General features: G+C 38.3%; 11 protein-coding genes. 2 read left to right on the top strand and 9 right to left on the bottom strand.

All coding sequences use genetic code 11. The features are described 5' to 3' along the window. Positions 1-3 precede the first annotated feature (3 nt). From BXY41_RS05445 to BXY41_RS05425, 5 genes are all read right to left on the bottom strand, one after another. Entirely contained in the window at positions 4-921 is a 918-nt protein-coding gene (locus BXY41_RS05445) for an ABC transporter permease (protein WP_104435513.1), read from the bottom strand. A gap of 17 nt (positions 922-938) precedes the next feature. Beyond that, positions 939-1898 (bottom strand): ABC transporter permease, encoded by a 960-nt coding sequence (locus BXY41_RS05440; protein WP_104435511.1) that lies wholly within the window; start codon positions 1896-1898, stop codon positions 939-941. An 82-nt stretch (positions 1899-1980) separates the two neighbouring features. Next, positions 1981-3723: a peptide ABC transporter substrate-binding protein gene (locus BXY41_RS05435; RefSeq protein ID WP_104435509.1), complete on the bottom strand. Its 1743-nt coding sequence runs from the start codon at positions 3721-3723 to the stop codon at positions 1981-1983. Positions 3724-3905: 182 nt separating this feature from the next. Next, positions 3906-5579, bottom strand: a complete 1674-nt coding sequence (locus BXY41_RS05430) for a M3 family oligoendopeptidase (protein ID WP_104435507.1) — start codon at positions 5577-5579, stop codon at positions 3906-3908. A gap of 1 nt (position 5580) precedes the next feature. After that, positions 5581-6693, bottom strand: coding sequence for an ArsR/SmtB family transcription factor (locus tag BXY41_RS05425; RefSeq protein ID WP_104435505.1), 1113 nt, complete (start codon positions 6691-6693; stop codon positions 5581-5583). 214 nt (positions 6694-6907) lie between these two features. Between BXY41_RS05425 and BXY41_RS05420 the strand changes: the two genes are divergently transcribed. Then, complete coding sequence (locus BXY41_RS05420) at positions 6908-7465, top strand: GNAT family N-acetyltransferase (protein ID WP_104435502.1); 558 nt, start codon at positions 6908-6910, stop codon at positions 7463-7465. Positions 7466-7570: 105 nt separating this feature from the next. On the opposite strand, the gene BXY41_RS05415 is transcribed toward BXY41_RS05420, so the two are convergent. The 4 genes from BXY41_RS05415 to BXY41_RS05400 form a co-directional block, all read right to left on the bottom strand. Continuing rightward, a complete protein-coding gene (locus tag BXY41_RS05415; protein ID WP_104435500.1) occupies positions 7571-8404 on the bottom strand; it encodes a MerR family transcriptional regulator in 834 nt (277 codons plus the stop codon). Between the two features lie 18 nt (positions 8405-8422). After that, complete coding sequence (locus BXY41_RS05410; RefSeq protein ID WP_104435498.1) at positions 8423-9769, bottom strand: MATE family efflux transporter; 1347 nt, start codon at positions 9767-9769, stop codon at positions 8423-8425. Positions 9770-9881: 112 nt separating this feature from the next. Further along, a complete protein-coding gene (locus BXY41_RS05405; protein ID WP_104435496.1) occupies positions 9882-11351 on the bottom strand; it encodes a glycoside hydrolase family 1 protein in 1470 nt (489 codons plus the stop codon). Positions 11352-11392: 41 nt separating this feature from the next. Beyond that, positions 11393-12787 carry a PTS transporter subunit EIIC gene (locus BXY41_RS05400; protein WP_104435671.1) on the bottom strand — a complete coding sequence of 465 codons (1395 nt, stop codon included), beginning with the start codon at positions 12785-12787 and terminating at the stop codon, positions 11393-11395. Between the two features lie 215 nt (positions 12788-13002). Between BXY41_RS05400 and BXY41_RS05395 the strand changes: the two genes are divergently transcribed. Next, entirely contained in the window at positions 13003-13842 is an 840-nt protein-coding gene (locus BXY41_RS05395; RefSeq protein WP_146088553.1) for a MurR/RpiR family transcriptional regulator, read from the top strand. Positions 13843-14005 lie beyond the last annotated feature (163 nt).

Raw genomic sequence — 14005 nt, 5'->3', positions numbered from 1 at the left:
CTCCTAGTCTCTAAGCTGTGGATCAAGCGCATCCCTTAAACCGTCGCCTAAAATATTAAATGACAATACAAGTAAGCATAAAAGTATACTAGGATATAATAAATGGGTGGGATAAAAAGCCATGGCTTCCTGACCTGCTGAAAGCAGTGTTCCTAAACTAAATGCAGGGGGCTGAAGGCCGATTCCCAGGAACGAAAGGACAGTCTCATCAAAAATAATATAAGGAATGGATGTCGCCAGATCCAGAATTAACAAACTCAGTGTATTTGGAATTAAATGTTTGATAATTACTCTTCCGGAGGATGCTCCCAAAGCTGCTGATGCCATGATGTATTCGCTTTCCCGAAGCTTTAAAATCTGACCTCTTACCATACGGGCTGTACTTGTCCAGTTTGTGATACATAATGCAAATAATAAAGGTAAATAACCATTTCCCAGTACAACTAAAATAATTAAAGTAACGATAAGATAAGGGATACTGTTTAATACCTCAACAATACGCATCATAATATCATCTACAAAACCGCCCAGGTATGCCATAACAGCTCCATAAATACAACCGATCAGCACCTTTAAACTTGCTGCAACCACAGCAACAATAATGGAAAATCTCAGACCTTTCCACAAACGGGAAAAAAGGTCTCTTCCTAAATAATCAGTTCCCAGCCAATAGGTACTGTCAGGGGGTAAATTTTTAATTTCCGGCATTAATGTTGTATAATTCTGACCGCTTATGGAAGGTCCGATTACAGACATAACAAAAAGAATGAGGAGTACGCCCATGGATAACATGGCTAATTTATTCTTCTTTAATCTTCGCCACGCATCCTGCCAGTAACTGATATTCGGTCTTACGACCTCATCAGCATCAAACTTAGACTGGTCGGCGAGTTCAAATCTTTTATCTACCATTGAATTCATTTTCTTTCTCCTTTCCGTTATTTCGAGACTCCGATTTTAATACGGGGATCCACAATAACATATAAAATATCTGTTACCAGCATTGTTATAACCGTAATAATGGCATAAAATGTTGTCCCTGCCAGGACAATGGGAATATCTCTTCCCTGAACAGCTTCTATATAATATCGTCCCATACCCGGAATGGAGAAAACGCGTTCAATAAACAAAGAACCAGTTAAAATACCTGCTACTGTAGTAGGAAGTACAGTGATAATTGGGATAAATGAATTACGTATTACATGATTCTTTACAATCTGCAGTTCAGAAAGTCCTTTTGATCTGGCTGTAAGGGTATATTCCTGATTGATACTTTCCAGCATACTTGTTTTGGTAAGTCTTGAATAATAGGCAATAAAACTGCAGGAACCGGCAATGGTTGGAAGGATTGTGTATTTCCAACCTCCGAACCATAATTCTTTTCCTTTTGGCCAGCCAATAATAGGCAATTTCAGGAACGAACCATTTGCACAATATTTTTGAAGCAAAAGTGAGATAACCAGCGAAGGCATGGATACTAAGATCATAGCCCCCACTAAAATCAGCTTGTCCCAGAAAGTTCCCCTCTTCATAGCTGCGATAATTCCCAATAAAATGCCTAACGTCACACCTAATAAAATTTGCTGAACACTGAGCCTGATTGTTACCGGAAGTTTAAGCTTTAAATTTTTGGCAAATGTTTCGCCTGGTCTGATAATGGATTCTCCGAAATCGCCATTGATCAGCAGCCCTTTCATGGTAATTACATAACGCTCTGCAACTGGTTTATCATATCCATATTTTTCTATAATCTTAGTCTGCACCGTTTGGGGTAATTTGGCGATTTTGGAAGTCAGCGCATTTCCAGGGATTGCGGACAGTAAGAAGAAAGTAGCTGTCACTATCAAATACAGGGTAATCAGCATTTCCAATACTCTTCGGATGATGTATTTTACCATTTTCATTCTCCTAATCTATAAAGTATACCACACAGCACACTCCGTACAGTGATGCGCCATGTGGTATGACCTTTAAATCTATTTATTCTTCCACAATATAAGCATATTTGAATTCATGCTTTCCACCGAAAACAGGGTATTGGAAGCCATGAAGGCGATTGCTGATATAACTGTGTTTGTCGCGATAGAGAAGAGGTTTAATTGCTGCATCATCCTTGATCAGAATGCTTTCTGCATCCCCATACAGTTTGATACGTTTATCATTGTCCTGCTCTTTTGATAACTGATCCAGAACCTGATCATATTTCTCACTTGAGTATTTACCGTAGTTACTGCTTCCGCCAGTTCTGAAGATATCAATAAATGTCATCGGATCATTGTAATCTGCTCCCCATACCTGCATACATAAGTCAAACTCACCAGCAACCTGCGCAGCATGTGCAAGACCAAAGTCACCCACAATATTTAAATTTACTTTCACACCTAAATTATCCTGAATTCGCTGAACTACATATTGTTCAATGTCTTTTTCAATGGTTGTTTCGCCATAACCCAAGAATTGAAGAGTGATGGTGCTTAAATCATCGGTGTCTTTTCCAAGTTCCTTTAATCCTTCATGGAATAATGCTTTTAACTTCTCCGGATTATTGGCATATTCGCTATATTCTTCTTTAATGGGTTCGGCTACTTCCGAACGGTATTCTTTGTCTCCGACTTTAATATTCGGTGTTACAAGTCCATAAGCAGCTGTATATCTGCTGTTGTAAACAGAATCAATAAATGTCTGGCTGTCAAATGTATAAGCGACTGCTTTTCTAATTTTTGCATTCTGCATTAAACCGCTTGGACATGACTCCTGGGTATTAAATGCAAAATATTGGGAAGCAACATCTCCGTCTGTATACAGCTGGCATTTGCCTTCACTTGCTGCCTGATCCCATTTTTTCAGATAGTCACCGGAAGCTGCTACATAATCTAACTGGCCTGCCTCAAATAACTGGAACTGGGTCGCAGTTTCATCAACCTGCTGCAGATCAATCTGATCTAAGTAAACATTTTCCGCGTCCCAATATTCAGGATTTTTTACCAGAACAGTACTCTGATTGGCTGTATATTCCTGTACCATATAAGGTCCGCAGGATAAAGTCTGCATTGCATCGGTACCATATGTATCACCATACTTTTCAATATTATCTACGCGGACCGGATAAAACACGGTATAAGATAACTTATCAACAAAATAAGGTTCTGGTGCTTCCAGTGTGAATTTTAAAGTGTAATCATCTACTACTTCTACACCGACCTGGTCAAAGCCACATTCTTTGTTGTAGTATTTTTCTGCATTTTTAATTGGGAATGCGAAGAAGGAATAGGCACATGCCAAATCAGCATTCAGTACTCTTTCTACCGCATCTTTATACTGGCTGGCAACTACTTCTACCCCATCTGACCATTTGTTTTTTCTTAAATGAAATGTATAGGTAAGACCATCATCTGAAACCTCATATTTTTCACAGCCTGCATTTTCAATCACACCTTTATTCTCTCGGAATAAACCTTCACAGGTTGCTAAGAAAAATGAACCTGACTCAGAATCTCCTACCTGTGCCGTGTCAAAAGTAATCACATTAAACTGCTGCCCATGTGCAACCTGTTCGGATGCTAGTGTCTCTCCATTGGGTCCTTTTTTATCACTTTGTGCTGTTTTTTGAGTTTCTGCAGTATTCCCGCCCGTGGATTTGCCAGATGAGCCGCCGCAGCCAGCCAGACTGGAGACAACCAGACCTGATACAATTAACATACTTAAAATTTTTTTTGATTTCATTAATATTCATCCCTTTCGTTTCACTTTTATAATATTTGATGATACGTTTATGTAGTCCCATATTGCCTACTGGCATCTATGGGATTGGATCATCTCTATTAATCTTTTTCATACCGACCCTCCTTAAAAATTTTTATAGATTAAACGATCAGCTGACTGCTATTCGCATACTATACAGATATTTAAAGACATAATGTATCCAGTTTCTCAACAATTCTCTTCACACAGCCATCTTCAAAGGGGCTGTCTAACCCAACCTCTTTCAGCATATTAGTAAAGAAATCACTGGCTGACAACTTACAAAGCTTCAAATAGCTGTCCCAGGCTTCCTGATAATTTTCATCCATTCTTATTTTGTACTGAAATGCACAAATCTGAGCAATGCAGTAATCAATATAATAGAACGGATCGTCATAGATATGAGGCTGTTTCTGCCAGAATCCTCCCTTTTCAAAGTAAGGATATCCGGTATAATCCAGATGGGGCCGATATTCCTTTTCAAGCTGAATCCACGCCTGGTGCCTTTGCGCAGGAGTCATCTGAGGATTTTCGTAGACAATGTGCTGAAATTCATCCACCATACATCCATAAGGAATAAATATGGCAGCATCTTCTAAGTGCATGGAACTATAATCTTCCGTACGGCTGCCAAAGAACTGGTCCATAAATGGAGCTGTAAAAAATTCCATGGACATGGAGTGAATCTCTGCTGTTTCCATGGTGATATCCGCATGTTCTTTGATTGGATCTTTCCCGGACAGATACCCCTGGAACGCGTGGCCGCATTCATGAGTAATCACGTTGATGTCCCCGCTGGTTCCATTGAAATTAGCAAAAATGAAAGGTGCGTTATAAACAGGAAGGTAGGTCATGTATCCTCCTGCCCGTTTTTTCTTTCTGCCCAGCACATCAAACAATTCATTTTCAGACATAAAATCAAAAAATTCCTTTGTTTCATCGGAAAGTTTTCCATACATGTCTTGCGCACTGGCCATAATCTCTTCCGGCGTACCGACTGGTTCCGGATTGCCATTTTCAAAGAAAACGCTTTCATCGATACAGGATAATTTTTCAATTCCTAATCTGCTTCTTCTTTTCTCATGAAGCTTTTCAGCAAAAGGCACAAAATATTCCTTTACCTGTTTTCTGAAATTTTCTACCATAGCTTTGTCATAACAATTTCTCCGTACCCGGTCATAACCTAACCCTACGAAATTATCATGACCTAATTCTTCTGCCTGTCTTGTACGATTTTTTACTAACTTATCATAAATAGAATCAAGTTTGTCTCCATTGGCTTCGAAAAAGGAACTGTATTTTGAATAAGCTTTCCGGCGCACTTCCCTGTCTTTATGGGTTAAGTACTTTCTTAATAAGGAAAGATTCAGTATTTCCCCATCCCAGTCAATTTCTGCACTGGCGATTAATTTATCGTATTCGGTTGTTAATGCGTTCTCTTCCTGCTTAAGGGGGATCAGTTTTTTATCAAATGACCTGATATTCAGCTCAATATTCTTAAATGCAACGGTTCCTATCTTTTCCTCCAGATAATTTCTATAAGGAGATTCATACATCAGCCGTGCATATCTTACGTACATATCGATCAGTTCCGGCTCTATTTCATCATAGTAATTCCGCTCTTTTTCATAGAAATCATCTGTCGTATCAATATCATGTCTGATACTTGCAATTATAACCATCGTATCGATTTCATCTTTGAATTCATAGTATCTTTTATGAACCTCAAACTGGGCTTCTCCATTAGCCGCAGCAGCGAAATCCTTCATAAGTTCTTCAAACCGAAGCTTTTTTTCTTCTAAATTAATTCTTTGATATGGCATTTCATTAAACTTCATTTTAATCCTCCAACAATTTATTTTTCGTAACTTCTAATAAATAATTGACTGCTTCCTTATTCATTTGATAATAAACTTTATTATCTGATTTCTCTATATTAATAAGTCCCAGCTTCATAAGTGTATTCATATGATGGGAAATGGTAGCCGTGGTAAGCTTTAGTTCTGCCGCAATTTCCTGCCCATAAGCTTTTTTATTCCGAATAAAACACAAAATTTCAAATTTACTGGGATCAGATAATAACTTTAATCCATTGCTCAACTCCTGATTACTCAATTGTCGTTTCGATACTTTATAATTACAGTCAAATAGTATACCCACATCCAATATATGATAATCCCCCACGTTTTCATCATTACCATAAAAAATAACCCGGTTGCAAGCCATAATCTGTGTTCTTATAAATGTGGGTTTGCTGGGATAACTGTCTTCTTTAATATTATAAAAGCTATTCATTAACTTATAGAAACTGTGTTGTTTAAAATATTCCATCCAATACTCAGTTGCTGTTTCTTTTAATTCCAGCAATATTATTTCTTGTTCTTTTAATTCTGAAACCGTCTTTTCAAGAATTTCGTAAAGAATTTCCGCATGTTTGCTGGAATGTTCTATTAACTCCAATAATTGCCACTTTTGTGCCGGTTCACATTCCAGATTATTAATTCTGTCCGTAAATGTTACGGTTTTATTGTTTTCATAAGCAGAAGTTCTTAGATCTACATCATCAAACGATAGTTCTAACGTGTTATTATCTTTTATGGCACTCAAATAGTTGTTAATAAAGTGTATCACTTCGTTTTTATTACCGGAAAAAGTGGAATGTCGCACACATTGAAATAATATTTTTGCAATACATATATTTTCTGATATAAATGAGGTAAAGTAGAATTTAATAACAGGATTATTCACATCCGTTTTTCTTTCAATTTCTTCCTGAATAAACGATAATTTATCTAATTGATAAGAGATAACAGCCTTTTTCTTTTCATCTGTCCGCTTTAACAGATCCGTTTTTAAGTTCTGATAAGATTTTTTATTGATAATTCGAAATAATAATTCTATACTCTCCATATAGTAATCAATTTCTTTTATAACCGTACACTCTATGCTCATTCCAAGACCTCATCACTTTAAATTGTCAACTTGATGCCGAAATACAGTTCAATTTTTTTAATTATAACATCAATTAGAGGGTTGTCAATGAATACATTAGATAAACATCAAATATGATACAATAAAGTTAATATGAGAAAGTTTTTCTTTTTTATACAAAGATTTTTTTGAAAGAAATAAGGAAAACAACCAAAGCGAAAGGGAAAATAAAAATATGATAGATAATGTTTATATAAAATCTCCAATCATAACTGAAAGATTATGTATTAGAAAGATTACAGCAGATGATTTGCTGTTGATCAGAGATGATACAAAATATGACGAAACAAATAAAATGACTTGCCGGCCAATCATAAAAAGAGAAGGAATTGAGTTGATTGAATTTTATAATCAAATTATTAAAAAAGAAAATAACCTTATATTTTCCATATGGAGAAAACAGGATGAGGAATTAGTGGGCAAAGTATCGTTTAACGATTACAATCCAAGAAACAGAAGTATGGAGTTAGGATATTATATGATACCCAGGTTCAGAAAATACGGATATATGAGGGAAGCTCTTACAAGTCTGCTTGATATTTTGTTCAAGAATATGGAGTTAAATAAGATATATGCTCAAACTGGCAGCTTTAATATAGAATCCATTGAATTATTGGATAAGATGGGCTTTAAGAGAGATGGAATTTTAAGAAATCATCATGAGCTCAATCATATATTTTATGACGACTATATTTTTTCAATATTAAATAAAGAATGGAATGATCGCTCCTAGGTGGCTTCCTACTGAGGAACTCAGCTAATGTAAAAAGTTACTATCTGAGTTCCGCCAGTTCCGCAAGCATGAATCATAGTAATTGACTGGTTTTTGTACTCATAACTATGCTTCGCTATGAGAAATAGGTATCTGAATTTCTGTCACAAATTTTTCCGTATCGTCAGTTATCCCGTAATCAATCATTGTAATTTCTTTTGAAAAACCTGAAATACGGAATTTCTGCTCTGTTATAAAATCCATCATCCTTTTATAATATACAAAAGCTTCCTTATGACCGCCGCAAAACCGCAGGGTTACACAGGTTTCTTCGGGTATTTCTTCTACTGGTCCTGAATAAGCATCTTCTTTGTCTAACAAAAGAAACACCTTATCATATTTGTTGTATTCCCCGTTTAACAGCTTTTCCCTGGCAATTCCCACCCCTACTTTTCCGAGAAAAACAACGGTGTTCTGCTGGTGCTGTTCTAACTGACGAATGGAAGTTTCTAAATCAAGATAGGAGTTTATGGATAATGTATTTTCAATCCAAGCAATCCGTCTGGATTCAAATTGCCTGATACAAATGGTATCAAGCTGAGAGGAAAGAGCATCCTCAATCTGTCTCAGCCTGTTTTCTATTTTTCTTTCAATAATTTCTAATTCCTTTTGTTTGCTGATAACCATCTCTTTCTGCTGCCGCAGCATGATCTGCATCCGTTCAACATCCCGATTGTTTATGAAATCAGCAATTTGCTCTAACGGCATGTCCAGTACTCGAAGATAACGAATTGTATTAAGACATTCAAACTGGCGTGTACTGTAATAGCGGTAGCCCGTTTTATTGTCTGTATATTCTGGCTGTAAGAGTCCGGACTTCTCATAATGGCGCAGAGTTCCAACGCTTATATGAAACATTTTAGCTACATCACCGATTTGAAATAATCCGCTTTTCTCCATTTATCTTCTTCTCCATTCTCAAATAGAACCATTTAACTTACCTGGGCGCTTACTCAGCCAGATAAATACGCTGATACATATAACAACTGACAGAATTGACCCCACGGGAGCTGCAATTCCCATTGGGAAAAGTGTGTCTGCAAAGTATATTGATGCCAGATAGGCAAGGGGAATACGGGCGCAGATAATGGATATGGAATTATGGATAAAGGATATTCCGGACAAACCATATGCACAGAAATACCCGCTGAAACAAAAATGTATTCCTGCAAAAATGCAATCCCATACATAGCTGCTCATATACTGTCCGCCAAGCAGAATTACCTTTGTATTATCTGTAAACAGTCCTATCACTGATCCAGCAGTAAATTGCATGACAACCGCTGATATTGTACCGAATACAACCGTTATTAAAATCCCAATCCAAAGTGTCTGACGGGCACGATCATGTTTCCCGGCACCAGCATTTTGCGCGGAAAGTACAGATACAGTGGACAACATAGATGAGGGAACCAAAAATAAGATGCCGATTATTTTTTCCACAATTCCTACTGCTGCTGCATCATTTAATCCCCTGTTATTTGCAATTATTGTTATAATAAGAAAAGAGATCTGAATAAATCCATCCTGCAACGCCACTGGAATGCCAACTTTCAGCAGATTAAGAATCACTTCTGTTTTCGGTTTAAGATCCTTCCGGGAAAGACTGATTCCCATTTTCTGCTTCCGGATAAAGGTCAGAGAAATAATTACACTGATTGACTGTGATAAAGTGGTACCAAGTGCAGCACCTGCCGCCCCGAGTTTAAACACTCCGATAAAAAGATAATCCAGAACAATGTTGGCCGCACAGGCTATGCCAATAAAATACATCGGGCTTTTGGAATCCCCCATTCCACGGAAAATCGAACTGATAATGTTATATCCCGTAATAAATGGAATTCCAATCATACAGATTGTAAGGTATGTAACTGTCTCTCCAAATGCTTCGGGTGGTGTTAACATAACGGCAGCGATTGGTTTCACCACCATGAGCAGTACAATCATAATTATGACAGACAAAACCATAAACAAAGCAATTGTATTGCCGATAACAGTAGATACCTCCTCATGCTTTCCTGCCCCCACTGCCCGTCCAATCATTACGGTTGCTCCCATTGCCAGACCAACGATCATGACCGTTATCATGTGCATAACCTGACTTGCGATGGAAACTGCTGTAATGCTGTCCACTCCGTTAAATTGACCTACTATAAACAGATCTGCCATTCCATACAGTGTCTGAAGAAAATACGACAGCAGGTACGGTAAGGAAAAATATACAACGGTCTTAAATACACTTCCTTTAGTTAAATTCTTTTCCATAAATCAATTACATCCTTTGCTTCATTTATTTTAGTATATCATAAAGTCTGCAATCGTTGTAGAGTCAATACAAAAACACCATAGTTTTTCCGCTACGGTGTTTTTGCAATTCCTATTTCATGTTTTTGCCCCAATCCTTCCCATTGGATTTAATCAGTTTTGAGTACCAATAGTAGGAATCTTTTTTAATACGTTTCATACTAAGTTCTGACACATCCTTGCAGTTAACCAGTTCATCATCTGTTGTATCAATGTAAACCAGCCCATAACGCTTCTTAATTCCATTACCGGTTGATAATAAATCCGTAAATGACCATGGGTTATATGCAATTACTTCACAGCCATCCTCAATGGCAAGGCCCACTTGATAGATCTGATCTCTGAGGAATTCAATTCTTGCTGTATCATGCACCTGTCCGTCTGCATCCTTGGTCTCGTTTGCTCCAAATCCATTTTCCGTAATCATCATGGGAAGTCTGTAGTGATTCCAAAGATAACGGAGAGAGTAGCGCATCGCCTGGGGATCGATTTCCCAATCCCAGTCTGTATATTCCACATAGGGGTTGGTACATAACGCATATTCTCCAGGGACATTGGGCCACTGCATCTGACCTTTGATCCCAAACTTATTCAGTCCATACTCCTGTCTTTCACTGTCAATTTTTGATTCATATGCAGTATTGCTTCTATAACAGTTTACAGATATAAAGTCAATTTTAGCCTTCTTCATCAGCTCTAAGTCTTCCGGACGGATATCTGGATGAATGTCATGGGTTTCCCAGTATTTTTTTACAAAATTACTGTATTCTCCATATACATATGTGTCATTCCAGATCTTCTGGGTTAATTCTTCCGCATTCATGGCAGCGATCTGGTCGCCGGGATTACAGGTCTTTGGATAGATTGGAACATACCCTGGAACAGGCCCGATTTTTCCGCCCTCCACCATTTCATGACAGCGGATGACTGCTTTTGCATGACAGAGATTCATGATATGGTTAATATCCCACTTCTCTCTTTCCCAGTCTGTGCAGCCCACACTTGTACCCAGCCAGTGACCATAGCAGATCTGCATATTCTGCTCATTCAGTGACAACCAGTATTTCACTCTGTCTCCGAAATTTTCAAAACAGACTTTACAGAGATGTTCAAATGCATCTATGGTCTTTCTGCTTCTCCAGCCGCCTAATTCCTCATATACCCATACAGGCAGGTCATAATGGTAAATGGTCACAATCGGAGTAATGTTATTTTTAATCAGCTCATCAATCAGGCCGTTGTAGAATTTAATTCCTTCCGGGTTGACTTTTCCGTCTGAATGAGGAATGATTCTTGACCAGGAAAGGGAAAAACGATAAGAGCTGAATCCGCATTCTGCCATCAGTGCCACATCTTCTTTATATCTGTGAAAATGATCCGCTGCGATTGAATTATCCGCATATGGCTTCTTTTTCGTGCTGTTTATATCAATCATGGCCGGTGTTCTTCCGCCCTCTGCAACTCCGCCTTCCACCTGCCATGCAGCGCTTGAAGCACCCCACATAAAGTTTTCGGGGAATTTAGGATCTTCTTTATAATACATGTTGCACCTCCAGTTTTTTCATACAATTTGTCATTCGTTTCTTAATTGGCCCCCACCTTCTTTTCCGCTCTTTTACCAAGCACTAAGGTAATTACAAATGAAACCGTAACTGCAGTTACCATAACCGCTAATGAAACAATCAGGTTTTTGCCTGTTCCATCCGGGTTGATATAAGCAGGAATTGAAATAAATCCAGGGGTTGATACTACGTACTGGGTCATACCGAATAAACCAGCTATGAGGCCGCCAAGACCGCCGCCGATCATTGCACCCAGAAGGGGGTATTTTTTTACAAATAATACACCGTATACACCTGGTTCTGTAATGCCGCACAGTGCGGTAATACCGGCTCCTGTTGCGATACTGCGGGATTCCGCATTCTTTGCAATTAATGCTGCTGCCAGACAGGCACCCCCAACAGCTACATTAGCCGGAGCCATTCCGGTACAGATTAACGGGTCGGAACCGATTTCAGCTATTAATAAGAAGACTACCGGATACGTTGCGTTGTTCATTCCAAAGAACACCATAAGGGGAGTCGTAATACCAATGATCATAACAGCAATTGCCGGAGCCACTCTGTAAACAGTCAGTACACCGTCTGCCAGCCAGGTTCCTGCAAGATTTCCTATGGGGCCCAGTACAATCAGTGTGACCGGTACCGTAACCAGCATGGTAATCAGGGGTACAAAGATCGTCCGCAGATAAACTGGTACGATCTTCTGTAAATATTTATAAATGACGGACATAAATAAAACGCCAAGGATTACAGGAAATACCGTCGAGTTATATGCGATCTGTGCAACCTTAATGCCGAAGAAGTCAAGAGTTTCTGCATTATTGATGGTGGAATATAACAGGATTGCTCCAAGAAACGCTCCCAGGTATCCGTTGGATTTTAATTTGTTAGCTGCTGAAAAACCGATAAATACCGGCAGGGAATAAAAAGCCGCCTGGTTTACAGCATAGAAAATCTTGTATGCCCCATCTTCAGAAGACACTCCGAAGAGTGTGGTAAGAAGGGTTAACACTGCCCCTGTAAGACCGCCAGCGATCAGTACGGGAATCACCGGAGAAAATGTGCCTCCGATAAATGCCATAATGCCTGCAAAAACATTTCCTCTGCCAGCTTTCCCATCCTGCTTAACTGCATTGGAATCCCGAACTTCACCGCCAGCTTTAATACCGTCACGCTTCTTAAATTCTGCAAAAAGTGCGGGTACATCCTGTCCGATCACAAACTGGTACTCTCCGCTCTGTACAATCAGGTTAAGAATGCCCGGGATTTTTTTTGCCTCATCTTTATTCAGTTTTGTCTCATCATGCAGCTGAATGCGCAGACGGGTCATACAGTGTGTAACATTAGCAATGTTTGATTCGCCTCCGCAAGTATTGATTATATCTGCACATATTTGTACATAATCTTTTTTTGCCATGATTTTTCCCCTCTTCTTATAGTCTGCTTTTTGTTTCACCATACCCTCATTGATCCATAGGATTTACACCAGCGCGCCTTATGTATTTCCATAGCCAGATTATATCAGATTTCGACAAAACCGCGGGTTTCAGAATATGAAACCAAATCTGGATTTAAATTATTTTACCCTGAATTTATATTGTGTCTCTTATATTTTTGATATATAATCTGGGCATGGATGAAAATAATAAAAAACAGCAAAATGCATTTAGTCTCAAGGGCTTTAATATTACCTCTTCCCTGCTTGCTATCATTAATAATTCCAACGAAGACGATATTAACTACGTTTTGGCAAATTATCTGTTGGAGCGCATTGATATTCTGGATAAAATCAGCATTTATGATGTGATCGATTACTGTTATGTATCAAGGAGTACAATACACAGATTCGTAAAAAGCATTGGTTTTGAAAGCTTTACACACATGAAGGATAACATCAGACATATGCGGGTTCATACCAGAGCATTTATTGACTTCGTCAACCAGTCCTCTTTTCATGATTACATTATGAATTCCATGGTTGACATGCTGACGGATATCAATGATACCATCGACCAGCAAAATATCGAACTGCTTGTGGATCTGATCAAAAGCAGCCGTAATGTTGTCATTTTGAATTATGACACCTCAAGCTCTTCTGCCAAAGAATTTCAGCTGGAGATGACTTCTCTTGGCAGACTGATTAAGCTTGTCACCAATATATCCGGCAATACCGGTATTCTTCCGGCTCTTACGGAAGATGATCTGCTGATTACCTGCTCTGCATCTGGGAATTATGCCATTGCAACCAAGGATGACGTAAAAGATGTGAAGGCACGTAAATTTCTGATCACACTAAACCACGCAAAACAGTTTGAGGAATATTATGACACCATCATTTTTCTGAGTGACAAGTTTCAATCCTGCGATTACATTTCCAATGGAATGCAAAACGTTTATACCCGGTATGGTATTAACTACTTTTTTGATTTGCTGTTTAACCGATATGTACAAAAATATATAATAGACAGGTAAAAGTTGAAAATTCTTTTACCTGTCTTTTTTTGCATAGGATTTAACAATAAATCATAATAATATAATGGAGAATTACCAGTTTAAAGATAGTATTAAGGAAATATATGGAAGTATATGGATTCCGTTAAAATTATTGAGCGGCAATCTTATAGGGTATACAATT

Origin of the sequence: Lacrimispora xylanisolvens (assembly GCF_002934545.1) — a bacterium.
Lineage (GTDB): Bacteria > Bacillota > Clostridia > Lachnospirales > Lachnospiraceae > Lacrimispora > Lacrimispora xylanisolvens.
The sequence above is the reverse complement of the archived record's forward strand: the minus strand, read 5'-3'. Positions and strand labels throughout refer to the sequence as shown.

Bases quoted from the DNA above. Each gene is read 5' to 3' on its own strand.
- BXY41_RS05415 (WP_104435500.1), bottom strand. From the start codon at position 8,404: ATGGAGAAAAGCGGATTATTTCAAATCGGTGATGTAGCTAAAATGTTT.
- BXY41_RS05425 (WP_104435505.1), bottom strand. From the start codon at position 6,693: ATGAGCATAGAGTGTACGGTTATAAAAGAAATTGATTACTATATGGAG.
- BXY41_RS05400 (WP_104435671.1), bottom strand. From the start codon at position 12,787: ATGGCAAAAAAAGATTATGTACAAATATGTGCAGATATAATCAATACT.
- BXY41_RS05430 (WP_104435507.1), bottom strand. From the start codon at position 5,579: ATGAAGTTTAATGAAATGCCATATCAAAGAATTAATTTAGAAGAAAAA.
- BXY41_RS05405 (WP_104435496.1), bottom strand. From the start codon at position 11,351: ATGTATTATAAAGAAGATCCTAAATTCCCCGAAAACTTTATGTGGGGT.
- BXY41_RS05445 (WP_104435513.1), bottom strand. From the start codon at position 921: ATGAATTCAATGGTAGATAAAAGATTTGAACTCGCCGACCAGTCTAAG.
- BXY41_RS05410 (WP_104435498.1), bottom strand. From the start codon at position 9,769: ATGGAAAAGAATTTAACTAAAGGAAGTGTATTTAAGACCGTTGTATAT.
- BXY41_RS05420 (WP_104435502.1), top strand. From the start codon at position 6,908: ATGATAGATAATGTTTATATAAAATCTCCAATCATAACTGAAAGATTA.
- BXY41_RS05435 (WP_104435509.1), bottom strand. From the start codon at position 3,723: ATGAAATCAAAAAAAATTTTAAGTATGTTAATTGTATCAGGTCTGGTT.
- BXY41_RS05440 (WP_104435511.1), bottom strand. From the start codon at position 1,898: ATGGTAAAATACATCATCCGAAGAGTATTGGAAATGCTGATTACCCTG.
- BXY41_RS05395 (WP_146088553.1), top strand. From the start codon at position 13,003: ATGGATGAAAATAATAAAAAACAGCAAAATGCATTTAGTCTCAAGGGC.